General features: G+C 72.0%; 20 protein-coding genes and 3 tRNA genes. 9 read left to right on the forward strand and 14 right to left on the reverse strand.

Going from position 1 to position 22,977, the window contains the following annotated elements:
• Window positions 1-145 precede the first annotated feature (145 nt).
• From QC385_RS27135 to QC385_RS27145, 3 genes are all read left to right on the forward strand, one after another.
• Window positions 146-1,411: an NAD(P)/FAD-dependent oxidoreductase gene (locus tag QC385_RS27135; protein ID WP_279543991.1), complete on the forward strand. Its 1,266-nt coding sequence runs from the start codon at window positions 146-148 to the stop codon at window positions 1,409-1,411.
• A gap of 116 nt (window positions 1,412-1,527) precedes the next feature.
• Entirely contained in the window at window positions 1,528-3,450 is a 1,923-nt protein-coding gene (gene dnaG / locus QC385_RS27140; RefSeq protein ID WP_279543992.1) for a DNA primase, read from the forward strand.
• An 86-nt stretch (window positions 3,451-3,536) separates the two neighbouring features.
• The gene (locus QC385_RS27145; protein ID WP_279543993.1) at window positions 3,537-4,829 is read left to right on the forward strand and encodes an RNA polymerase sigma factor; all 1,293 of its coding nucleotides are present in this window, start codon (window positions 3,537-3,539) and stop codon (window positions 4,827-4,829) included.
• A 153-nt stretch (window positions 4,830-4,982) separates the two neighbouring features.
• Here QC385_RS27145 and QC385_RS27150 read toward each other — a convergent pair whose 3' ends face one another.
• The 4 genes from QC385_RS27150 to QC385_RS27165 all read right to left on the reverse strand — a co-directional run bounded on the left by QC385_RS27150 (window position 4,983) and on the right by QC385_RS27165 (window position 10,651).
• On the reverse strand, window positions 4,983-6,911 hold the full coding sequence (locus tag QC385_RS27150) for an ABC transporter ATP-binding protein (RefSeq protein ID WP_279543994.1): 1,929 nt from the start codon (window positions 6,909-6,911) through the stop codon (window positions 4,983-4,985).
• Complete coding sequence (locus tag QC385_RS27155; protein WP_279543995.1) at window positions 6,911-8,644, reverse strand: ABC transporter ATP-binding protein; 1,734 nt, start codon at window positions 8,642-8,644, stop codon at window positions 6,911-6,913. Before QC385_RS27155 ends, QC385_RS27150 begins: the two co-directional genes overlap by 1 nt.
• A 102-nt stretch (window positions 8,645-8,746) precedes the next feature.
• A complete protein-coding gene (locus QC385_RS27160) occupies window positions 8,747-10,192 on the reverse strand; it encodes an FGGY family carbohydrate kinase (protein WP_279543996.1) in 1,446 nt (481 codons plus the stop codon).
• Window positions 10,193-10,345: 153 nt separating this feature from the next.
• Window positions 10,346-10,651, reverse strand: a complete 306-nt coding sequence (locus QC385_RS27165; protein ID WP_037671666.1) for a YtxH domain-containing protein — start codon at window positions 10,649-10,651, stop codon at window positions 10,346-10,348.
• 160 nt (window positions 10,652-10,811) lie between these two features.
• Here QC385_RS27165 and QC385_RS27170 point away from each other — a divergent pair.
• The 3 genes from QC385_RS27170 (at window position 10,812) to QC385_RS27180 (ending at window position 11,225) form a co-directional block, all read left to right on the forward strand.
• A tRNA-Asn gene (locus QC385_RS27170) sits at window positions 10,812-10,884 on the forward strand.
• Window positions 10,885-10,889: 5 nt separating this feature from the next.
• A tRNA-Asn gene (locus QC385_RS27175) sits at window positions 10,890-10,962 on the forward strand.
• A gap of 189 nt (window positions 10,963-11,151) precedes the next feature.
• A tRNA-Ile gene (locus tag QC385_RS27180) sits at window positions 11,152-11,225 on the forward strand.
• A gap of 56 nt (window positions 11,226-11,281) precedes the next feature.
• Here QC385_RS27180 and QC385_RS27185 read toward each other — a convergent pair.
• From QC385_RS27185 to QC385_RS27205, 5 genes are all read right to left on the reverse strand, one after another.
• Complete coding sequence (locus tag QC385_RS27185) at window positions 11,282-12,199, reverse strand: LysR family transcriptional regulator (protein WP_279543997.1); 918 nt, start codon at window positions 12,197-12,199, stop codon at window positions 11,282-11,284.
• A 96-nt stretch (window positions 12,200-12,295) separates the two neighbouring features.
• Window positions 12,296-12,958: an NADPH-dependent F420 reductase gene (locus tag QC385_RS27190; protein ID WP_443033006.1), complete on the reverse strand. Its 663-nt coding sequence runs from the start codon at window positions 12,956-12,958 to the stop codon at window positions 12,296-12,298.
• Between the two features lie 178 nt (window positions 12,959-13,136).
• Window positions 13,137-13,700 carry a TetR/AcrR family transcriptional regulator gene (locus tag QC385_RS27195; RefSeq protein WP_279543999.1) on the reverse strand — a complete coding sequence of 188 codons (564 nt, stop codon included), beginning with the start codon at window positions 13,698-13,700 and terminating at the stop codon, window positions 13,137-13,139.
• A gap of 3 nt (window positions 13,701-13,703) precedes the next feature.
• Window positions 13,704-14,399, reverse strand: a complete 696-nt coding sequence (locus QC385_RS27200; RefSeq protein WP_279544000.1) for a type 1 glutamine amidotransferase domain-containing protein — start codon at window positions 14,397-14,399, stop codon at window positions 13,704-13,706.
• Between the two features lie 254 nt (window positions 14,400-14,653).
• Window positions 14,654-15,658 (reverse strand): ketopantoate reductase family protein, encoded by a 1,005-nt coding sequence (locus QC385_RS27205; RefSeq protein ID WP_279544002.1) that lies wholly within the window; start codon window positions 15,656-15,658, stop codon window positions 14,654-14,656.
• Window positions 15,659-15,781: 123 nt separating this feature from the next.
• Here QC385_RS27205 and QC385_RS27210 point away from each other — a divergent pair, with 123 nt between their 5' ends.
• The gene (locus tag QC385_RS27210) at window positions 15,782-16,396 is read left to right on the forward strand and encodes an RraA family protein (RefSeq protein ID WP_279544004.1); all 615 of its coding nucleotides are present in this window, start codon (window positions 15,782-15,784) and stop codon (window positions 16,394-16,396) included.
• A gap of 10 nt (window positions 16,397-16,406) precedes the next feature.
• Here QC385_RS27210 and uppS read toward each other — a convergent pair whose 3' ends face one another.
• The 4 genes from uppS to QC385_RS27230 all read right to left on the reverse strand — a co-directional run bounded on the left by uppS (window position 16,407) and on the right by QC385_RS27230 (window position 20,402).
• Window positions 16,407-18,140: a polyprenyl diphosphate synthase gene (gene uppS, locus QC385_RS27215; protein ID WP_279544081.1), complete on the reverse strand. Its 1,734-nt coding sequence runs from the start codon at window positions 18,138-18,140 to the stop codon at window positions 16,407-16,409.
• 307 nt (window positions 18,141-18,447) lie between these two features.
• Window positions 18,448-18,588: a hypothetical protein gene (locus QC385_RS27220; RefSeq protein WP_279544005.1), complete on the reverse strand. Its 141-nt coding sequence runs from the start codon at window positions 18,586-18,588 to the stop codon at window positions 18,448-18,450.
• An 11-nt stretch (window positions 18,589-18,599) separates the two neighbouring features.
• Window positions 18,600-19,169, reverse strand: coding sequence for a cytochrome c oxidase assembly protein (locus tag QC385_RS27225; RefSeq protein WP_279544006.1), 570 nt, complete (start codon window positions 19,167-19,169; stop codon window positions 18,600-18,602).
• A gap of 537 nt (window positions 19,170-19,706) precedes the next feature.
• Window positions 19,707-20,402 carry an ANTAR domain-containing response regulator gene (locus QC385_RS27230; protein WP_279544007.1) on the reverse strand — a complete coding sequence of 232 codons (696 nt, stop codon included), beginning with the start codon at window positions 20,400-20,402 and terminating at the stop codon, window positions 19,707-19,709.
• Window positions 20,403-20,587: 185 nt separating this feature from the next.
• Here QC385_RS27230 and QC385_RS27235 point away from each other — a divergent pair, with 185 nt between their 5' ends.
• Complete coding sequence (locus QC385_RS27235) at window positions 20,588-20,944, forward strand: STAS domain-containing protein (RefSeq protein ID WP_279544008.1); 357 nt, start codon at window positions 20,588-20,590, stop codon at window positions 20,942-20,944.
• Window positions 20,941-21,894 (forward strand): sensor histidine kinase, encoded by a 954-nt coding sequence (locus QC385_RS27240; RefSeq protein WP_279544009.1) that lies wholly within the window; start codon window positions 20,941-20,943, stop codon window positions 21,892-21,894. The genes QC385_RS27235 and QC385_RS27240 overlap by 4 nt, the downstream gene beginning before the upstream one ends.
• 24 nt (window positions 21,895-21,918) lie before the next feature.
• On the opposite strand, the gene QC385_RS27245 is transcribed toward QC385_RS27240, so the two are convergent.
• Entirely contained in the window at window positions 21,919-22,956 is a 1,038-nt protein-coding gene (locus QC385_RS27245; protein ID WP_279544010.1) for a rod shape-determining protein, read from the reverse strand.
• Window positions 22,957-22,977: the final 21 nt, after the last annotated feature.

A 22,977-nucleotide genomic window follows, 5' to 3' on the forward strand; every position in this document is an offset into this window, starting at 1 on the left:
AAACAGGGCACAACACCCGGGATACAAGGGAACACGGCACGCCCGATCGTGACCCTCCGTGGCCTGATCGGGTCACTCCCTCTTCCCGCATCACGCTCCGTGCGGGACGCTCGCAAGTGGCGACACCCTTACGAGGAGGCACCAAGTGGTCGACGCGGATCAGACATTCGTCATCGTCGGAGGCGGACTCGCCGGCGCCAAGGCGGCCGAGACGCTCCGGGCGGAGGGCTTCACCGGCCGCGTGATACTGATCTGCGACGAACGTGACCACCCCTACGAGCGCCCGCCGCTGTCCAAGGGCTACCTCCTCGGCAAGGAGGAACGCGACAGTGTCTTCGTGCACGAGCCCGCCTGGTACGCGGCGAACGACATCGAGCTGCACCTCGGCCAGACCGTCGACGCGATCGACCGCACGGCCAAGACGGTCCGCTTCGGCGAGGACGGCACGGTCGTCCGCTACGACAAGCTGCTCCTGGCGACCGGCGCCGAGCCCCGCCGTCTCGACATCCCGGGCACGAGCCTGGCCGGTGTCCACCACCTGCGCCGCCTCGCCCACGCCGAACGGCTCAAACACGTGCTGACCAACCTCGGGCGGGACAACGGCCACCTCGTGATCGCGGGCGCCGGCTGGATCGGCCTGGAGGTCGCGGCGGCGGCCCGCGAGTACGGCGCGGAGGTCACCGTGATCCACAGCGGGCCGACCCCGCTGCACTCGGTCCTCGGCCCCGAGCTCGGCCAGCTCTTCGCCGACCTGCACCGCGACCACGGCGTCCGCTTCCAGTTCGGCACCCGGCTCACCGAGATCGTCGGCCAGGACGGCATGGTCCTCGCGGCCCGTACGGAAGACGGCGAGGAACACCCGGCGCACGACGTCCTGGCCGCGATCGGCGCGGCACCGCGGGTCGCTCTCGCGGAGGCGGCCGGGCTGGAGATCGCCGACCGGGCGCGGGGCGGCGGCGTCGTGGTCGACGAGCGGCTGCGCACCTCCGACCCTGACATCTACGCGGCCGGCGACGTGGCCTCCTTCCACCACGCCCTCTTCGAGACCAGCATGCGGGTGGAGCACTGGGCCAACGCGCTGAACGGCGGCCCCGCCGCCGCCCGCTGCATGCTCGGCCGGGACGTGACGTACGACCGTGTGCCCTACTTCTTCTCCGACCAGTACGACCTCGGGATGGAGTACTCCGGCTGGGCGCCGCCGGGGACGTACGACCAGGTGGTGATCCGGGGCGATGCGAGCCGGCGCGAGTTCATCGCCTTCTGGGTGAAGGAAGGCCGGGTGCTGGCCGGGATGAACGTGAACGTGTGGGATGTCACAGACAAGATCCAGCAGCTGATCCGCTCCAAGGCCCGCGTGAACACGGAGGCGCTGGCCGACCCGCACGTGCCGCTGGACGGCCTCGGCTCGTAGCCGTCAGGACTGTCACTGCACCACCGTGCTGCAATTCCCGGGGGCAACCCCCGGACCCCCGGCCGGGGGGCGGTCACCGCCGCAGGAGTGTCAGTTCTGCCCCGTAGAATCACTGCGTGGCTGGACGGATCAACGACGAGGACGTGAAGGCGGTACGGGACGCGGTCCCGATCGACGCCGTGGTGTCCGAGTACCTCCAGCTGCGCAACGCGGGCGGCGGCAACCTCAAGGGTCTCTGCCCGTTCCACGACGAGAAGTCACCGTCCTTCCAGGTCAGCCCCAGCAAGGGACTGTTCCACTGCTTCGGCTGCCAGGAGGGCGGCGACACCATCACGTTCGTGATGAAGATCGACCACCTCTCCTTCTCGGAGGCGGTCGAGCGCCTGGCCGGTCAGGCGGGCATCACCCTGCGCTACGAGGAGGGCGGGTACAACCCCTCCCACCAGCGCGGCGAACGGATCCGCCTGGTCGAGGCCCACAAGATCGCGGCCGAGTGGTACGCGGAACAGCTCGCGACCTCCCCCGAGGCCGACACCGGCCGGGTCTTCCTCGCCGAGCGCGGTTTCGACCAGGCCGCCGCCGTCCACTTCGGCGTCGGCTACAGCCCCCAGGGCTGGGACCACCTCACGCGCTATCTGCGCGGCAAGGGCTTCACGGACAAGGAGCTCATCCTCTCCGGCCTCGCCCAGGAGGGCCGCCGCGGCCCCATCGACCGCTTCCGCGGCCGCCTGATGTGGCCCATCCGCGACATCGGCGGCGAGGTCGTCGGCTTCGGCGCCCGCAAGCTGTACGAGGCGGACAACGGCCCCAAGTACCTCAACACGCCCGACACGGCGATCTACCGGAAGTCCCAGGTCCTGTACGGCATCGACCTGGCGAAGAAGGAGATCGCGAAGACGAGCCGCGCGGTGGTCGTCGAGGGCTACACGGACGTGATGGCCTGCCACCTGGCCGGGGTGACGACCGCCATCGCCACCTGCGGCACGGCCTTCGGCGGCGACCACATCAAGATCCTCCGCCGGCTGCTGATGGACAACGGCTCGGCCCGCGTCATCTTCACCTTCGACGGCGACGCGGCAGGCCAGAAGGCGGCCCTGCGCGCGTTCGAGGACGACCAGAAGTTCGCCGCCGAGACGTACATCGCCATCGCCCCCGACGGCATGGACCCCTGCGACCTGCGGCTCGCCAAGGGCGACGAGGCGGTGGCGGACCTGGTCGAACCCCGCACCCCGCTCTTCGAGTTCGCCCTCCGCCAGATCGTCGTCCGCTACGACCTGGACACGCCCGCGGGCCGCGCCGCCGCCCTGGACGAGGCGGCCCCGATCGTCGCCCGCATCAAGAACAGCGGCGCCCAGCACGAGGTCGCCGTCCAGCTCGCCGGCATGCTCGGCATCCTCGACACCCAGTTCGTGGTCAAGCGCGTGGCGCAGCTGGCCCGCTGGGCCCGCGACCGCGGCGGCAAGGGCCCGGCCCCGGACAGTCGGCAGCACGGATCGCAGCAGTACGCCTCCGCCCAGCCGTCCGCCGGCCCCCGCGGCCCGGCCCTCAACCTCCGCAACCCCGTCTACGCCACCGAACGAGAACTCCTCAAACTCGCCCTCCAGCGACCCGAGTTGGTCTCCCCGGCCTTCGACGCCTACGGCGTCGACGAGTTCACCGCCCCGCCCTACGCCGCCGTACGCCAGGCCATCATGGACGCCGGCGGCGCCGAACCGGGCGTCGCGGACCCCCAGGACTACCTGGTCAAGGTGCGCGAGGCCGCCCCGGACGACGCGGTCCGCGCGATGGTGACGGAGCTGGCCGTCGAGGCGATCCTGCTGCACAAGGGCGTGAAGGGCGTCGACGAGACCTACGCGGGCGCCCAGTTGGTCACCGTCCGCCGCCGCGCCGTGGAACGCCGCATCCGCGACATCACGAGCCAGCTCACCCGCCTCGGCAGCCACGGCGATGCGGCCCAGCTGGCCGCCGTGCAGAACGAACTCTGGGTCCTCCAGCAGTACGACCAGGCTCTGCGGGAACACGGCGCCGCCGCGCTCTGAGGTCACCGCGCGGTCACGGACCGGAAGCAAAAAGTCATCGCACGCCCCTCGTGGCGACGATGTGTCTTACCCCACACTGGGTTCCGGTGCCTGAGTCCTCGGAGCGCGGCCGATCCGTCCCCGACGGGTCCCAGACCCCCGCGGTTCCGCTCATCGCGTACGGGACGGACAGCGGCGAGGCCGCCGACTCCGTCCCCGAAGTACCGCTGCCGTACTCCTTGGCAGCGATCATCCTGGAGGTCGCCCCCGTGCAGACCCAGACCCTCACCCAGACCGACGTCAGCGCTGCCGTCGGCGCCGACGGCACCGCACCGGACGCGGAGGACGACGTCCTTCCCGCGGTCCCGGCGCAGGGCCGCGTCGTGCTCCGCCCCGAGCCGGAACCGGAGGAGCCGCCCGCCGAGGCCGTCGAGGCGGCCGATGCTCCCGAAGCCGTCGAACCGCCGCCGGCCCGCGCCGACACCAGCGGCCCCTCCTCGGACCTGTTCCGCCAGTACCTGCGGGAGATCGGCCGCATCCCCCTGCTGACCGCCGCCGAGGAGGTCGAGCTCGCCCGCCGCGTCGAGGCCGGCCTGTTCGCGGAGGAGAAGCTGCGGCTCGCCCCCGACCTGGACAGCCAGTTGGCGCTGGATCTCGACCGCCTCGTCGTCATGGGCCGGATGGCCAAGCGGCGCCTCATCGAGGCCAACCTGCGCCTGGTCGTCTCCGTCGCCAAGCGCTACGTCGGGCGCGGGCTGACCATGCTCGACCTCGTCCAGGAGGGCAATCTCGGGCTCATCCGTGCCGTCGAGAAGTTCGACTACGCCCGCGGCTACAAGTTCTCCACCTACGCCACCTGGTGGATCCGCCAGGCCATGTCCCGCGCCCTGGCCGACCAGGCCCGCACGATACGCGTCCCGGTCCACGTCGTGGAGCTCATCAACCGGGTCGTCCGCGTCCAGCGCCGCATGCTCCAGGAACGGGGCTACGAGCCGACGCCGGAAGAGGTCGCCGCCCACCTCGACCTGCCCCCGGAGCGCGTCAGCGAAGTGCTGCGCCTCGCCCAGGAACCGGTGTCGCTGCACGCGCCCGTGGGCGAGGAGGACGACGTCGCCCTCGGCGACCTCATCGAGGACGGCGACGCCACCAGTCCCGTCGAATCCGCCGCGTTCCTCCTCCTCAAGGAGCACCTGGAGGCGGTCCTGTCGACACTGGGGGAGCGGGAGCGCAAGGTCGTCCAGCTCCGCTACGGCCTCGCCGACGGCCGCCCCCGCACGCTGGAGGAGATCGGCCGCATCTTCGGCGTGACCAGGGAGCGCATACGGCAGATCGAGTCGAAGACCCTGAACAAACTGAGGGACCACGCTTTCGCGGACCAGCTGAGGGGCTACCTGGACTGACGTCGTCTGCGGGCCGGTGGGGGTCGGTCGCGCAGTTCCCCGCGCCCCTGAAGGGCGTCAGCTGCACGTACCCAGGGGCGCGGGGAACTGCGCGACCAGCCGCAACGGGCCCGCAGTCGCCCCACGACACCACATGGCACCCCCGAAGGCGACTCAGTCGACCTCAGCCACCGCCTGCGCGAACTGCGCCTTGTACAACCGCGCATACGCACCGTCCGCCGCCAGCAGCTCCCCGTGCGTGCCCTGCTCCACGATCGCCCCGTTCTCCATCACCAGAATCGCGTCCGCGTCCCGGATCGTCGACAGCCGGTGCGCGATGACGAACGACGTCCGCCCGTGCGCGAGTTTGGCCATGGCCTTCTGGATCAGCACCTCCGTACGCGTGTCGACCGAACTCGTCGCCTCGTCCAGCACCAGGATCACCGGATCGGACAGGAACGCCCGGGCGATGGTGATCAGCTGCTTCTCACCCGCGCTGACCCCCGCCCCCTCGTCCTCGATCACCGTGTCGTACCCGTCCGGCAGCGTGCGGATGAACCGGTCCGCGTGCGCGGCCCGGGCCGCCTCCTCGATCTCCCCTCGGGTCACCTTCCGGGACGCCCCGTAAGCGATGTTCTCCGCGATCGTGCCGCCGAACAGCCAGGTGTCCTGGAGCACCATGCCGATCCCGGCGCGCAGTTCGTCCCGGGACATCCGCGCGATGTCGACGCCGTCGAGGGTGATGCGCCCGCCGGTGACGTCGTAGAACCGCATCAGCAGGTTCACCAGCGTCGTCTTGCCGGCACCCGTCGGGCCGACGATGGCCACCGTCTGCCCGGGCTCGACCTTCAGCGACAGGTCCTCGATCAGCGGCTTGTCGGGGTCGTAGCGGAACGACACGTGCTCCAGCGCCACGTGCCCGCGCAGTTCCTCGGGCCGCACGCCCGGCACCGGATCGGCGCTCTGCTCCTCCGCGTCCAGCAGCTCGAAGACCCGCTCCGCCGAGGCGACACCCGACTGCACCAGGTTCGCCATGGACGCGAGCTGCGTCAGCGGCATGGAGAACTGCCGCGAGTACTGGATGAAGGCCTGCACATCACCGATCGACAGCGAGCCCGAGGCGACCCGCAGCCCGCCGACGACCGCGACCAGCACGTAGTTGAGGTTCGACACGAAGAACATCAGCGGCTGCATCACTCCGCTGTTGAACTGCGCCCGGAACCCTGCCTCGTAGAGCGCCTCGTTCTGCTCGGCGAACTGCCGCGCCGACTCCTCCTGCCGCCCGAACACCTTCACCAGCGCGTGCCCGGAGTACATCTCCTCGACGTGCGCGTTGAGTTTGCCCGTCGAGCGCCACTGCTGCACGAAGTGCGGCTGCGACCGCTTGCCCACGCGCCTGGCGACGGCGAACGACAGCGGCACGGTCACCAGCGCGACCAGCGCGAGGATCCAGGAGACGTAGAACATCATCGCGAGGACGCCGATGATGGTCAGCATCGAGTTGATGAGCTGCCCCATCGACTGCTGGAGCGTCTGCCCGATGTTGTCGATGTCGTTCGTCGCGCGGGACAGCACCTCGCCGCGCTGGCGCTTGTCGAAGTACGACAGCGGCAGCCGGGACAGCTTCGTCTGCACGTCCTCGCGGATCCGGAACATGGTGCGGTTCACGGCCCGGTTCACCATCCGCGTCGCCACCGCCATCAGCAGCCCGGCCACCGTGAACACGGCCAGCGCGAGCAGCAGCACGTTCCCCACGGCCGTGAAGTCGATGCCCTTGCCGGGGGTGAAGTCGGTGCTGCGCAGCATGTCGGCGACATCCCCGTCCCCGCGCTGCCGCATGGAGTCGAGGACCTGCTCCTTGCTCGCCCCCGCCGGCATGTCCCGCCCGACGATGCCCGCGAAGACCAGGTCGGTCGCCTTGCCGAGGATCTTCGGTCCGACGACGTTGAGGCCGACGCTCAGCACCACGCACAGCAGCAGCACGCAGATGGTCAGCCGCTCCGGCCGGAACTGCGCGACGAGCCGTTTGCCCGACCCCTTCAAGTCCAGCGAGCGCTGGTCGGGGCCGCCCCCGGCCATCATCCGCCCCATGGGCCCCGCCATCAGGCAGCCTCCGCTTCCGTGAGCTGGGAGAGCACGATCTCCCGGTAGGTCTCGTTGTCCGCCATCAGCTCGTGGTGCCTGCCGGTGCCGACGACCCGGCCCTCGTCCAGGACGACGATCCGGTCGGCGTCCCGGATGGTCGCCACCCGCTGGGCGACGATCACGACGGTCGCCTCGGCGGTCTCCCGCGCGAGCGCGGCCCGCAGGGCGGCGTCCGTGGCGTAGTCGAGCGCGGAGAAGGAGTCGTCGAAGAGGTAGATCTCGGGCCGCTGCACGAGTGTCCGGGCGATCGCGAGCCGCTGCCGCTGACCGCCGGAGACGTTCGTCCCGCCCTGCGAGATCGGCGCGTCCAGCCCGCCCTCCAGCCGCTCCACGAAGTCCCTGGCCTGCGCCACCTCCAGCGCGTGCCACAGCTCCTCGTCGGTGGCGTCCGGGTTGCCGTAGCGCAGGTTGGTCGCCACCGTGCCCGCGAACAGGTACGGCTTCTGCGGCACCATCCCGACGGTCTTCGCGAGCAGCTCCGGGTCGATCCGCGCCACCTCGACCCCGTCCACGAGCACCTGCCCGTCGGTCGCGTCGAACAGCCGCGGGACCAGCCCGAGCAGCGTGGACTTCCCGCTGCCGGTCGAGCCGATGACGGCGGTCGTCTCGCCCGGCCGGGCCACCAGGTCCACCGCCCGCAGCACCGGCTCCTCGGCACCCGGATAGCGAAAGCCCGCCCCGCGCAGTTCCAGATGACCGTGCCGGCGCAGCTCCCGCACGGGCGCCGACGGCGGCACGACGCTCGACGAGGTGTCCAGCACCTCCTGGATGCGCTCGGCACACACCTCCGCGCGCGGCACCATCATGAACATGAAGGTGGCCATCATCACGGACATGACGATCTGCATCAGATAGGCGAGGAACGCGGTCAGGTCCCCGATCTGCATCCCGCCGCTGTCGATGCGGTGCGCGCCGAACCACACCACGGCGATCGACGACAGGTTCACCACCGTCATGACGATCGGGAACATCAGCGCGAGCAGGTTGCCGGTGCCCAGCGCGAAGTCCGTGAGATCGGTGTTGGCCTTCCGGAAGCGCTGCTGCTCGTACTCGTCCCGGACGAAGGCACGGATGACGCGGTTGCCGGTGATCTGCTCGCGCAGCACCCGGTTCACCGTGTCCAGCCGCTCCTGCATCGAACGGAACAGCGGCCGCAGCCGCCGCACGATCAGCGTCACGCAGATGCCCAGCACCGGCACGACCGCCACCAGCACCCCGGACAGCGGCACGTCCAGGCCGAGCGCCAGCACGATGCCGCCCACGCACATGATCGGCGCCGACACCACCAGCGTGAACGTCATCAGCGCCAGCATCTGCACCTGCTGGACGTCGTTCGTCGTGCGGGTGATCAGCGACGGCGCCCCGAAGTGACCGACCTCACGCGCGGAGAACGACTGCACGCGGTCGAACACGGCCCCGCGCACGTCCCGCCCGAGCGCCGACGCCGTACGGGCGCCGTAGAACACGGCACCGATGTTGCACACGACCTGGACCAGCGAGATGCCGATCATCAGCGCGCCGTAGCCCAGGATGTAGCCGGTGTCGCCGTTCACGACACCCTGGTCGATGATGTCCGCGTTGAGTGTGGGCAGGTAGAGCGTGGCGCAGGTCTGCAGGAACTGCAGCAGCACCAGCAGGGTGATGGGCCTCTTGTAGGGCCTGAGGTGGGTGCGCAGGAGTCGTATGAGCACGCTGCTTCTCTCAAGATGGACGACGGGGCGGTTGGTTGCCCCTGGCCCCTATCGTCGAACACTCCACCCGCGTTACCTCAACTGAATTAACCCAACAGGCGGTCAAAAGGCCCCAGGGTGAGTCTGCTCCCGCACCGCCACGAACTGCTGCCGCACCGCCTGCCCCACGGCCAGCTCCTCCCCGGGCTCCAGTACCTGCGCGACCGCGCCCTGCCAGGTCGGCGGGGTCCGTGCGTCGAGCGAACCCTGGGACATCCCGAGTGCCCAGGCCGCCTGCCGGGCGGCGCCGATCGCCGCGTAGTCCGCCGGCTGCGGCACCACGACCTGCGTCCCGAACAGCGAGGGCGCGGCGGCCTGCACGGCGGGCAGCTCGGCGGCCGGCCCGAGCAGGAACACCCGCCGCACCTCCACGCCCCGGGCGCGCAGCACGTCCAGCGCGTCCGCCAGCCCGCACAGCATGCCCTCGAACGCGGCCCGCGCCAGATGCTCCGCCTTCATCGACTCGCGCCGCAGCCCCGCCAGGGTCCCGGCGGTGTGCGGCAGGTTCGGCGTCCTCTCACCCTCCAGATAGGGCAGCAGCACCAGCCCGTGCGACCCCGGCGTCGACTTCATCGCCAGCTCGGACAGGCTCTCCAGATCGGGCAGCCCCAGCAGCTCGGCGGTCCCGCGCAGCGTCCGTACGGCGTTCAGCGTGGTGACGACGGGCAGGTGCATGCCGGTCGCGTCGGCGAGGGCGGTGATCATCCCGGAGCCGTCGACCAGCGCCTCGGGGTGCACGGCCATCACGGACCCGGACGCGCCCAGCGACACGACCGCGTCCCCGAGGCCGATGCCCAGCCCGAACGCCGCCGCCATGGTCTCGCCGGTGCCTACGGAGATCAGCAGCCCCTCCGGGGTTCTGCCGGCCGCGTCCGCCGGGCCGATCACCTCCGGCAGCATGGCCTGGTGCCCGAGCGCCAGCTCGACGAGGTCGGGCCGGTAGGCGCCGGTCGCGGCCGACCAGTACCCGGTGCTGGACGCCCCGCCCCGGTCGGTGGTCCTGCGGATCGGGCGGCCCAGCAACTGCCACACCAGCCAGTCGTGCGCCTGGAGGAGGATCGCGGTGCGCTGCGCGTTCTCGGGCTCGGTCCGGGCCAGCCAGCGCAGCTTCGTCACCGGCTGCGCGGCCTGCGGCACACACCCCACCGCCTGCGCCCATGCCTCGCGCCCGCCGAGCGCGTCGATCAGATCGGCCGCCGCGACCTGCGTGCGCTTGTCGCCGCCGACCATCGCCGGCCGGACGGTGTTGCCCTGCGCGTCCAGCGGCACGACGGCGTTCTGCTGCGCCGAGACGCCGATGGCCTGCACGCCCTCCAGCAGTCCGCCGCCCGCGGCCTCGCCCAGGGACAGCAGCCAGGCCTGCGGGTCGACGTCGGACGGCCGACCGCCGTCGGGGCTCTCCACCGGATGCGGTGCGTATCCCTGCCTGAGCACGGCTCCGGTGTCCGAGTCACAGACGACGATGCGAGTGAAATCGGGTGAACTGTCCAACCCGGCGACTATCCCCATGGCCAAAATTCTGCCGTACCGCTGCGCCGGCTCGAGCCGTGGGCGCCGTGGGGGATGTCGCCGGGTTCCGGGTGCGGGCCTCGTCGTGGCTGGTCGCGCAGTTCCCCGCGCCCCTTGAGGGCGTGGCTGTGCCCGGCGCCTGACAAGGAACTGTTACGTATTGCTTGTACCCCAGTCGTCCTCGCCGCCGTTGTGGGTGGCGCGCTCCTTGAGGTGGCGGACTCGTTCGGCCACCGAGTCGGGGACACGGTCGCCGACCTTGTCGCTCACCACGTGGTACGCCTTGCCCGCGAACTCGCGGCCCTGGTGGGCCGCCGACTCCGCGGTGTTGCGGACGGCGGGGTTCTGCGCGAACTGGCGGGCCGACTTCTTCAGCTGTTCGTAGCGCTCGCGTCCGGCCCTCGTGCCCAGCACGTAACCCAGGACGACTCCGGCGACGAACGTGAGCCGGTAACGCATGGCTGTCACCCTTCCCTTGCGTGGGTCTCCGGTGCGGCGCGGGCGCCGGGGAGTACCGATTGGCGAAGCACCCCCCTGCTTGCGCTAATGTATGTGTCGCAGCGAGCGCGCGCCCCCTGGCGAATACCCAGGTAGGTGCGTTCGATGCAAAACGAGACCTTCCTCGGTAGCTCAATTGGCAGAGCAGCCGGCTGTTAACCGGCAGGTTACTGGTTCGAGTCCAGTCCGGGGAGCTCGGTCCTCCGTAGCTCAATTGGCAGAGCAGCCGGCTGTTAACCGGCAGGTTACTGGTTCGAGTCCAGTCGGGGGAGCACGCTGAACGAGGACCCCCACAGGGGTCCTTTTTCATGTCCGTTCCGATCTCCTGGGAACCGTGCGGCGCTGGTCGGAGTCCTCATGGTCACGAGGGCCGTGCGAAGCCGACCACGCGAAGCAGGAGATCGTATGAGCGGCTATGCTGCGGCAGACGGCGCGCACACATGTACGCGACACGCCGCTATGGGGCGGTAGCTCAGCCGGTTAGAGCAGCGGACTCATAATCCGTCGGCCGTGGGTTCGAGTCCCACCCGCCCCACCTCAGCAGTGATCTGACTCGCGGAAACGTCCCTTCGGTGGCCTTGAGTCGCGAACTCACCAGGTGCGGCCCGCCTCGAGGATGAGGTCGCGGACCCGGGTGACGTCGGGGTTGCCGGGCCTGCCGGGGCGCTGGACGAGGTAGCCGGTGTTGATGGGCGGATCGTCTGGCTCGTGCAGGGGCACCAGGGCGCCGGAGGCGAGTTCGTCCTGGCACAGGAAGCGGGGCAGGACGGTGAAACCGGCTCCCGCGGCGACCGCGGCGAGTACGCCGCGCAGGTCGGGCACGGTGACCGCGGCGGGGCGGGACAGCCGGGTGCCGAAGACGTGCCGCCAGTAGCGGCGGGCGATGGGCAGATCCTCGGCGTAGGTGACCAGGGGGACGGCGTGCAGCGCGGCCGGGCCGTCGGCGGCCAGCCGTTCCCTCAGGCGGTCGGCCCAGGCGGGCGCGGCGACCAGGACGAACTCCTCGTCCATCAACGGCACGGCGGCCAGCGCCCTCCCGCGCGGCCGGACGGTGGCGATCACCAGGTCATGGTGTCCGGAGCGCAACTCCTCCAGGAGCGGGTCGGTCAGGCCGGTGGTCACGCGCAGCCGTACACCGTCGGCGGCCAGCGGAGCGAGCGTCGGCAGGACCCGGGTGCACAGCAGTTCGGCAGGACCTGCCAGATGGACGGGGGCGGCCGGCTCGTCCGGTGCGATGTCGTGCCCAGCGACGGCGGCGAGCGCGTCCAGGGGCGCGGCCACGCCGGCCGCGAGGTCGTGGGCGACGGGTGTCGGGGCGACGCCCCGCGGCAGGCGCTGGAACAGCTCGCGGCCCGTCTGCCGTTCCAGGGCGCGAATCTGGGTGGTCACCGTGGGCTGGGACAGGCCCAGCAGTGCTGCGGCGGCGGTGAAGGAACCGGAGCGGTACACAGCCAGGAAGGTGCGCAGCAGGTTCAGGTCCGGTGGGGGTGCCGCAGCGGACTGCCGCACCCCGATCGGGCCATCGGAACCCCTATGTCTCACGTGGGAAATCCGGAAATCCTATCCGCCTCCTATGGCAAGGGGGCTGTAGCGGAATCCGAAGCCTCAGGCCCGGAACGCGGCCGGGCGCTTGGAGGACGCCTCGGCCAGGGCCTTCCTCACCGCGTCGACGCCGCCGCGCAGGCCGTACACGGGGGTGCCGGGCTGCTGGCGCCAGGAGTCGTCGATGCCGCCGGCGTCCAGGGTGTCGAAGCCGAGCTCGTCGATGAGATCGCGGACGATCCTCTTGGCGGCCTCGTCGTCGCCCGCGACCGGCAGCGCCATCCGCTCGGTGTCGTCCTCCGGGCGTGGCTTGTCGAGGATGTCCTGGGCGTAGGTGCCGTTGAACGCCTTGATCACCGGGTGACCGAGGTGCTGCTGGGTCCAGCGGCTCTCGGTGAGCCCGCCGTCCTCGATGGCGGCGATCCTCCCGTCGCGCTGCTTGGGGTAGTAGTTGCCGGTGTCGATCACGGCGAAGCCTTCGGCGGCCCCGTCGAACAGGCCGGGGGGAAGGTCGGGGACGTTCTTGAGCGGGATGGTGACCACGACGACCTCGGCGCCGCGGGCCGCTTCGGTCACCGCTGCCGCGGTGGCGCCGGTCTCCTCGGCCAGCGCGGTCAGGGTGTGCGGGCCACGGGAGTTGGCGACGGAGACGTCGTGCCCGAGGGCGGTCAGCCGCCGGGTGAGATTGCCGCCGATGGCTCCGGCGCCGATGATGCCGATCTTCATGAGGGGGCTCCTTGGGTCGGGATGGGTGCGGAGGGCGGGGTGGTTGCGGCGGTGCCGGCGGAGCCGGGAGGCGCCCAGGCGGGCGGGCGGTGGCCGAACCGGCTGGAAACGGGCATGGCTCAGCGGCACAGAGCGAAACGACAGGGAAACGGGAGAACGAACGCCTCGGGGCGCGCGGTCAGCGGGTCGCGACCGGGGCGCCCAGCAGGCCGGACACAAGCGCGTCGGTCGCGGGCCCCAGCAGCAGCCTGCCGTCGCCCACCGACTCCAGTCCGATCGCCAGGGCGATCGCGATATCCGCCGCCTTGCCGGGATCGATACCGCCCGTGGTGCCGGCCTTGGTGAACAGGCCGATCAGCAGACGTCGCAGGTCCGCGGTGAAGGCGGTGCAGATCTCCCCGAACAGCCGGGCCTTTTCGTCCAGGAGTTCGGCGGTGTGCGGGGAGTCCCCGGCGAGCTGGAGGGCCAGGTCGAGCTTGGCGGCCAGGACGCCCCGGACGCGCTCGGCGTACGGGGTGTCCTCGGCGGCCGCCGCCCGCCGGGCGCGCTCCAGTGCCTGGGTGTGCAGCCGGTGGGCGAGTTGCCGGAAGGCGTCGTCCTTGCTTCGGACGTACTGATAGACCGCTGACCGGGACACGCCCATGGTGGTGGCGATGTCGTCCATGGTGGTGCGCCGCACGCCGTACCGGGTCAGACAGTCGTAGGTGGCGTCCAGGACCTCGTCCAGCCGGTCAGTGCCCATGGCTCAGGCCAGCTTCTTGAGCAGTTCCGCGGCGACGGGGGCGGAGGAGGCCGGATTCTGGCCGGTGACCAGGCTGCGGTCGACGACCACGTTGGGAACCCACGGCTCGCCCGGCTGCACCTGCACGCCCACCTCCGTCAGGCGGGTCTCCAGCAGCCACTTCGCCTTGTCGGCGAGGCCGGCCTGCGCTTCCTCGGCGTCGGTGAACGCCGCCACCCGGTAGCCCGCGAAGGCGTTGGACCCGTCGGTCTTCACGGCCGCGAGCAGGGCGGCCGGGGCGTGGCAGACCACGCCCAGCGGCTTACCCGACTCCAGGGTGTCGATGAGCAGCCTGCCGGAGGTGGCATCGACGGCCAGGTCCTCCATCGGGCCATGACCGCCGGGGTAGAAGACGGCGGCGTAGTCGTCGAGGTTCACGTCCTCGAGCTTGATCGGGTTCGACAGCTCGGTCATCGCGGCGAGCGCGCTCGCGATCTTGTCGGCGTTCTCCTGGCCGCCATTGGCCTCGGCGGCGAGGCTGGCCTTGTCCACCGTGGGGACGACGCCGCCCGGGGTGGCTACGACGATCTCGTGGCCCGCGGCCCTGAACGACTTGTACGGGGCGACGGCCTCCTCGGCCCAGAAGCCGGTCGGGTGCTTGGAGCCATCAGCCAGCGTCCAGTGGTCGACGCCGGTCATCACGAAAAGGATCTTCGACATGGTGTTTCTCCGAGGGTACGGGCCCGGCTCGCCGGGGCCTGGAGGGTGGTTGCGTATCGCGCGCTCCGCAGTGCCGCGTCCGCTGACACTCTGCGATCACTGACACGGTGAGTGCAGTTCGTCAGAGCGGCGATGTCCTCGACAGTAGGCCGCGGTCCGATAGGTATCCAATGAGGAATCCAATGCCTGGCATCGGAATTCCAATGGCGCCTCGGTGAGCCGATCCGGCCCTCGGCGAAAATCGACCATCGTCCTCAGGCGGTGACGCCCTCCGTGATGCGCCTGTTCAGGTCCTCGGCCGTCAGGCCGCCCGGCTCGCGGCGCCGGGACACGCTCTCCCGGGCGGCGTGCTGCAAGGCCGCGTTCACCGGGGTGGGCACGCCGTGCTCCCGGCCGAGGAGCACGATCTCCCCGTTGAGGTGGTCCGTCTCGATCGAACCCGCGCCCCGCGCCAGGCTCTGCCAGGACGAGCCGCGCGTGAGCTCGTCGGCGATCGGCTGCGGGTCGACCGTCCCGCTGCGCAGCTCGGTGATCTCGGCCTCGCTCGCGTAGGGGATGCCCGCGGCGTCGAGGACCGCGGCGCCCTCGGCCTGCGCCCGGGCGACCAGGTCCCGCGCGGCGGCGTCCGAGGCGGAGCCGCACACGGCCTCGACCACGCTGGCGAGGTTGCCGAGGAGCTTGCCGTACTTCCAGCGCATCACGTCCGTCACCACCGGAGCCAGGAGGCAGGCCTTCTCCAGGTCGTCCGCGATCCGCCGGGCGGTCGCGTCCGGGCCCGTCCCGTACCGGCCGATGACCAGGGCGCCGGTGTACGGGCCGCAGGGCGCGACGACCTCGCCCGGGTTCAGGTGGCTGCTGGGCAGGACGACGCACATGCCGTACACCTCACGGAAGCGGCGCAGTGCCAGGCGCTCGTTCTCCACTCCGTTCTGGGCGCACACCAGAGGCAGGCGGTCGCCCGCCGTGCCGCCGCCCGCCACCGGCCGCGCGGCCCAGGCGTCCAGGGCGGCCACGGTGTCCTGGGTCTTGACGGCGAGGACGAGCACGTCGTCCTCGCACAGTCCGACGTCCTCCGGCCGTGCCACCACGGGCACGTCGAGGGTGAGCGTGCCGGTGGGGACCTTCAGCCGCAGCCCGTTGTCGCGCAGCGCCTCGAAGTGCGCGCCGCGGGCGACCAGGACGACGGACCGGCCGCTTTCGTGCAACCGCCCCCCGATCGAACCGCCGACCGCCCCGGACCCGATGATGACGTAGCGCATTCCGCTCCCCCTTGGTACGACGTCGTCACCGTACCCGCGGGCGTTCTGCTCCGGCCGGCCCGGCGTGATCACTGGCTGAAACCAAGTGGCGTCGGCTGATGCCTTGTTGCTTGGATCCCCGGTGTGACTTCTCCCTTCCAGGACATTCCTCCCACCATCCTCGCCGACCTGCTGGGCCGCGCCCAGGTGATGGACACCGGCATCCGCCCGCTGTGGGACTCGCCCCGCGTCGCGGGCCCGGCGTACACCGTGCGGTGCGTGCCCGGCGACAACCTGATGCTGCACGCCGCGATCTACCGCGCCGAGCCCGGCTCGGTCATCGTCGTGGAGTCGGGCGACGTGGACTACGCGCTGGCCGGCGGCAACGTGTGCGCCGTCGCACAGCGCCGGGGGGTCGCGGGCTTCGTGGTCGACGGTGTCATCCGCGATCTCGGCGAGGTGCGCGAGGCGGGCTTTCCCGTCTTCTCACGCGGTGTCATACCGATCCCAGGAACCAAGGAGAAGGCCGGCGCGCTCGGTGAGCCGGCCCGCGTCGGCGGCGTGCTCGTGCACCCCGGCGACATCGTGGTCGCCGACGAGGAAGGCGTCGTCGTCACCCCCGCCGCCCGCCGGGAGGAGATCCTCGCGGCGGCTCGGGCGAAGCTGGCCAAGGAGGCCGAGGAGTCCCTCGACGCCTGGGAGGCCAACCACCGTGCCCGTGTCGAGAAGGCGCTGAGCGACCAGGGCTTCGCCGGCTGACCGGACTCCCTCATGTGCCCGCCGGGACGGTGCCGTGGCGGCGCTGGCGGCGGGTGTACGTGGTGATCGCCTGCCACAGGTGGCGGCGGTCGGTGTCGGGCCAGAGGTCCGGCGTGAAGTGCAGCTCGGCGTAGGCGGTGTGCCAGGGCAGGAAGTTGGAGATGCGCTGCTCGTCACCGGTGCGCCAGAGCAGGTCGACGTCCGGCATGTCCGGGCGGGGCAGGTGCCGGGCGAAGTCCTCCTCGCCGATCAGGTCGGGATCGAGGTGACCGGCCCGGGCCCGGCGGGCGAGGGCGGCGGCGGTGCGGGTGAGCTCGTCGCGGCCGCCGTAGTCGATGCACATCGTCAGCGTCAGGCCGGTGCGGGTGCGGGTACCGCGCTCCCGCAGGTCGAGGAGGTCGGACAGGTCGGGTGGCAGGCGGCCGGTGCGGCCGTGCCAGCGCAGCCGGACGTCGAGGTCGCGGAAGGGGTCGTCGACGACCTCGCGGCGCACGAGGTCGAGGATCGCGTCGACCTCCTCGGGATCGCGGTGCCAGTTCTCGGTGGAGAAGGTGTAGAGCGTCAGGTGCCGCAGGCCGATCTCCAGGGCGCCGTGCACCACCTCGCGGACGGCGGTGGCGCCGGCCCGGTGCCCCTCGTGCCGGGGCAGGCCGCGCTGCTCGGCCCAGCGGCCGTTGCCGTCCATGATCACGGCGACGTGGGCGGGAAGCCGGTCCGGCGGGATGTCCGGGGGCCGGTGGCCGTCGGGGTGGGGTGGCGGGGGCCGGAAGCTCCGGGTGCGTGCCGTCCGGTCGGCCGGGGGCGGGCTGCCGTGCCCGGCGGGCCGTGCGGGCGGCACCGTCAGCGAGGTCAGGCTCCAGGCCAGGGCGGCGCGGGCCCGGGCGGGGACGAGGATCCGGGCCCGGGTGCCGAGCGCGGGCCGGGGCGGGCGCCGCAGGAGGGCCGGGCCGGCGGAGCCGATCGCGTCGAGCTGGGCGCGCAGCAGCGCGGCCAGGGTGTGCAGGACGGTGGCGGGCCCGGGGTGCATCCCGCGGCTGAGAGCGTCCTGGCTCACCCACTGGCGGGCCAGGCCGGTCAGCTCGGTGACCAGGGCGGCGACGGCGGGGCTCCAGCGCCGGTGCGCCAGGTCCTCCGCGGCCCCGGGGAAGGGCCGCAGCGCCTCGTCGGGCAGCAGGAGGTCGCCCTGGGCGAGGTCGGCGGACAGGTCGGTGAGGATGTCCGTGAGCCGGACGCCGTCCAGGAACTCCTCGTAGCTCTCCCGGGTGTCCAGACGCAGTGCCACGGGGACGCCGGCCCGGTCGAAGAGGGTACGGACCTGGCCGAACCAGGGCAGCAGGTTGTCCCGGCCCCAGGTGCGCCACGCGGCCCAGTCGGCGAAGTGCCTGCCGTGGGTGTCGTCCCGGACCTGGACCATGGCGCCGTGCAGTTCGGACAGGTCCAGCCGCCAGCGCGCCGCCGTGTCGACGAGGGCGTGGCGGATCGGGTCCGGGCTCGTGCCGACGGGCAGTTCGCGGTGCAGGGCGGTGATCCACTCCTCGACCCGGGCGGCCCGTTCGGCGGCGGGCGCGGTGCGGTCGTCGCCCAGGTCGTCGAGTGCGCTGGCCGCCGCCCACAGGGCCCAGCAGGCCGGGCGCAGCGCCGCGGGCACCAGCTCGATCAGCGCGTACTCCGCCGGGTCCTGCTCCCTGGTTCGGCGCCGGCACAGCCCGTAGGCCGCCCGCAGTGCCGGATCGTCGCCGATCACCGCGCGCGCGGAGGCCGCTCGCCTGGCTGCCCGTCGGGTGTTCGCGGGAGGTACATCGCTCACAACGAGGACGGTACGTCAGGTTGTGCGGTGGCCAGTGCATGTGGGCCGGGGCCGCGTCGGACCAGGCCTAGGTCGTGTCCGCAAAGTCCCGCCTGCCCCGCGACGCCCGGCACGCCCTCTCGCCGCACCGGGCGAACACCCACGTACAACCAGTACGCGGGCGTCCGCCCGGCACGCCGAGAGCACGCACCGGACGCCGCGAGGCCCGCCCTCCGGGCGGACGACGGGACTTTGCGGACACGCCCTAGGAGTTGCTGTCGTCCTCCTCCTCGGCGGTGTCGTCGCGGTCGCCCTCCGCCTGGGACGGGGTCGGGGTGGGGGTGGGGTCCGTGTTCTGGTCGTCCTCGCGGTCGCCTTCGGCCTGGGACGGGGTCTGGTCGCTCATCGTGTGTCTCCTCATGCCGGTGCAGGCTGCCGGGTACCCCGGTGGGGCCGGAGCGACCGGCCCTGCGCGCGGTACCACTGGGATGCCAGCAGCACGGCCAGGGCGACCTCCACCGCGTCACCGCCGTAGTACATGAGCTGCGAGGCGAGGCGCAGGTCGGCGGGCAGGAAGGCCGTGCCGGGCGGGCCCGTCGCCCACAGGCTCTTCGCCAGGACGGCATGGGCCGCGGCGGCCGTCAGGAGGGTGCCGGCGCGCACGGCGAAGCCCGGCCGGTGGCGGACCGGGTCCACGGCGAGCAGGGCGAAGGTGAAGAGCGTTCCGGCGAGGAAGAGGTGCAGCAGGAGCAGGGGGCTGTGGTGCAGGGACGTCGGCAGGGGAGCCCGGTAGAGGAGCCACAGGCCGCCGATGTCCAGGGCGGCGGCCACCGGTGGGAAGACCAGGGCCGTGACGAGGCGGGAGCGCGTCAAGGAGACCAGGGCGCGGCGGGCCGGGAGGGGGAGGACGCGCAGGGCCAGGGTGACGGGGCGGGACAGGACGACCGGGATCGGTGCCGCCATGCCGACCGTGAGGTGGGCGGCCATGTGCGCGGTGAACGGCGGGGCGGGGTGGCGTCGGCCGCTGGGGCTGCCGAGTGGGCGGTGCGGGATGGAGGGCGGTCGGGCCTGGTTCGGGTGCGCTGCGCCCTGGGGTGATGGGCGGTGGATGCGAGAGGGACCGGTGGGGCGGGGTGGCGTCGGCGTTGTGTTCGCCCGGGGCGGTGTCTGGTCGGTCCGGTCCGGGGTGGTGTGTGGTCGGGGGCGGTGGGGCGGTGCGGCGGTGGATGCGAGAAGGGCCGGTGGGGCGGGGTGGCGTCGGCGTTGTGTTCGCCCGGGGTGGGGTGTGGTCGGGGCCGGTGGGGTGGATGCGAGAAGGGCCGGTGGGGCGGTGTGGCGTAGGCCGTTGGATTCGCCTGGGGTGGTGGCCGGACCGTCCGGGGAACGGTCGGTCGGCCGTGGCCGGTGTGCGGTCGGTCCGGGGCGGGGTGGGGTGTGGCCGGGACCGGTGGGTGGTTTCGCGAAGGACGTCGGGGCCGCCACGGTCGGGCCGGGCGGCTCGGGGTGAAGTCTGCGGGGTCGGTCTCAGGTCGGGCGGCGGCGGGCGATGGCTCGCCGCAAGGCCTCGCGGAGTTCGGGGGCCGGGCGGGGGCCGTCGGGCTTCGCGCCGGCCGTCACGGCGGCGGCCACGTCGCGGAGCTTGGTGTTGGACAGCTGGGAGGTCTCGCGCAGGATGTGCCAGGCCTCGTCGGACGTGCAGCCGTGGCTGGCCATGAGGATGCCCCGGGCCTGGTCGATGACCGGGCGGGAGGCGATCGCCTGGCGGAGCTGCTCGACCTCCTCCTGGAGGACGTGCAGGCGCTCCGAGCGTTCCAGGGCGACCGCGGAGGGGGCCGGGGCCGACGGCTGGGCGGGCTCGGGCTCGGGGTGGGGCGCGGGACGCAGGGGGTCGGTCGTGTCCAGGCCCGCCAGTTCCAGGATCCGGCGCGGCTGGCCGTTCCAGTTGACGGTCGTGACCGTCACGAACCGCCGCCGGGCGAAGTCGCCCAGCACGTCGAGGAACTGCAGACCCGCCGTGTCCATGAAGTGCACGCCCTCCATGTCCAGGTCCACCCGCGTGATCGTGGGCGGCAGCTCGGCCAGGGTCCTGGTCAGAGTTTCCGCGCAGCCGCGAACCAGCTCACCGCACGGGGTGAGCTCGGCCCGGTCCGCGTCCACGCGGCCACTGATGACCAGTGTGTTCGACCCTCCTGTGCGATGTGGTGATGCCGCTGACGTCATGTCACCGCCTTTTCGGTCCTCGTCGGTCGTGTTCCTCTCGCGGGAACTGCCCGACGTCACTCGCCCCCGTCGACGCCGGTGTGAGATGCGCCTGCCCGCCGTACGGCGTACTACACACCACCACGGGGAATGAAATTGCCCCGGGCGGGTACCAGCGCCGTGGTCCACAAACGTGGGGAGAGGGCTTGAACACTCAGTATCGGGTGCCGGCCGCCGGGGCCCGTGGTCCCGTGCCGGGCCTGGCGGTGTTCCCGTTGCCCGGGCGGCAGGGTGTCCGGGCGGCGGGCGAGGTCGTCCTGACGACACGTGCGATCTGGGAAGGCGTACTGGAGCAGGCCGTTCGCGAGGATGAGGACGTGTACTACCTGGAGTTGTCCGACGTGACGTTCGTCGACGTCGCGGGCGCGGGCGCGCTCGCGACCGCCGCCGGGCAGCTCGGGGACGGCCGGCGGTTCGTGGTACGACGTCCGCCCGCGGCCCTGCGGCGGACGCTGGACCTGCTGTGGCCCGGCCATGCCGGGATCGAGGTATCGGTGTCATGACCGCTGCCGTGGCCGAACCGTTCGGCCCCCTGGAGCCCTTCGTCCATCCCGCGCTCTTCTACCGCGACGAGGACGAGTACCTCGACGTCACCGTGCCCTTCGTACGCGAGGGCCTGGCGGCGGGCGACCCCGTGGCGGTGGCGGTGCCCGGCAAGAACCTCGCGCTGATCCGGGACGCGCTGGGCGAGGCCGCCGCGGCGGTGCGGCTGCTGGACATGTGTGAGGCCGGCCGCAATCCCGGGCGGATCATTCCCGGTGTGCTACGCGCGTTCACCGACGCCCAGCCGGCCGGACGCCGGGTGCGGATCATCGGCGAGCCCATCTGGGCCGGGCGCTCCGACACCGAGTACCCCGCGTGCGTCCAGCACGAGGCGCTCATCAACGCGGCCTTCCGGGGCCGTACGGCGACCATCCTGTGCCCGTACGACGTCGGGCGGCTCCCCGAGCACGTCCTCGCCGACGCCTACGCCACCCACCCGACCGTCATCCCCTCCGGCTCCCGGGTGGAGCAGGGCAGTGACGCGTACGCCCCCGGGGACGTCGTCGACCGGTACAACGAGGCGCTGCCGCCCGTACCGGACGCGCTGACGTTCACCTTCGACTCCGACTCGCTCTCCCAGGCCCGGCACGTGGCCGTCGCGGAGGGCACGCGGCTCGGGCTCACCGGCGTCAAGCTGGACGACCTGGCCCTCGCCATGGCCGAGCTCACCACCAACAGCGTGGTGCACGGCGGCGGTTCCGGGGTGCTGCGGGTGTGGGCCGAGCACGGGTACGTGGTGTGCGACGTGCGCGACGAAGGGCGGCTCGCGGATCCGCTGGCCGGGCGCCAACCCGTGCCCCGCGACCAGCGAGGCGGGCGCGGACTGCTGCTGGTGAACCTCATCGCCGACCTGGTGCGGGTGCACCGGGGAGACGACGGGACGACCGTGCGCTGCTGGTTCGCCCGCTGAGGGCAGGGCACGTACCCCGGCCGCTCAGGACCCCAGCGGATCCAGCGCCAGCGGTTCGATCCTGCCCTCCAGCATCGCGCCGATGCCCTGCACGGCGCACACGTCCGGCCGCTCGGCGATGTGCACGGGCATGCCGGTCGCCTGACGCAGCATCTGGTCAAAGCCCGGCAGCAGCGCACTGCCGCCGACCATCATGATTCCCCGGTCGGCGAGGTCGGCGACCAGGTCGGGCGGGCAGGAGCGCAGCACCTTGCCGATGCCGTCCAGGACCGCGGTGAGCGGCGTCTGGATGGCGTCCCGTACGGCGGCGGTGTCGATCTGGACGGAGCGGGCCAGGCCGGTGGCGACGTCCCGCCCGTGGATCTCCGTCGAGGCCGGACCCTGCGAGGTGAGGCCGTTGCCGGACAGGGCGAGCTGCAAGGGCCGTACCGACTGGCTGGGCAGCATCAGCTCGTGCTCGTGCCGCAGGTGCTGCACGATCGCGTTGTCGACGGCCTCGCCGCCCACCGGGATGCGCTCGGCGGTGACGATCGAGCCGAGAGACAGCACCGCCACCTGTGTGGCAGCGGCACCGCACACCATGATCATCGTGGCCTCGGGCTGCTCCACGGGCAGTCCGCAGCCCACGGCGGCGGCGATCAGCGTGTCGACCAGCTCCACGCGGCGGGCCCCGAGACCGACCAGTGTCTCGATGGCGGCACGCTGGGCGAGCGGGTCGGCGTCGTGCGGGGTGCAGGCCGCGGCGCGCAGGATCGGCTTGCGGCGCAGGCTGCGGCGCATCTTGTCGCCCAGCAGGTGCCGCAGCATGCGCTGCGCCATCTCGATGTCGACGACGGTGCCGCCGGAGACCGGCCGTACCACCCGGATGAAGTCCGGTGTGCGGCCCGTCATCTTCTCCGCGAGCTCGCCGACCGCGATCAGCGCGCCGGTGCGGGTGTTCACGGCGGCGGCGGACGGCTGGTCGACGACGAGCCCGGCGCCCTTGACGTAGACGCGTGTACGGGCCGCCCCCAGGTCGACGGCGAAGTGGCAGCGGCGCAACTGCTCCAGACTGGCGGTCATGGCAGGTCCTCCCGAGAGCAC

The sequence above is a fragment of the Streptomyces sp. DH10 genome (assembly GCF_029813805.1).
GTDB classification, from domain to species: domain Bacteria; phylum Actinomycetota; class Actinomycetes; order Streptomycetales; family Streptomycetaceae; genus Streptomyces; species Streptomyces coeruleofuscus.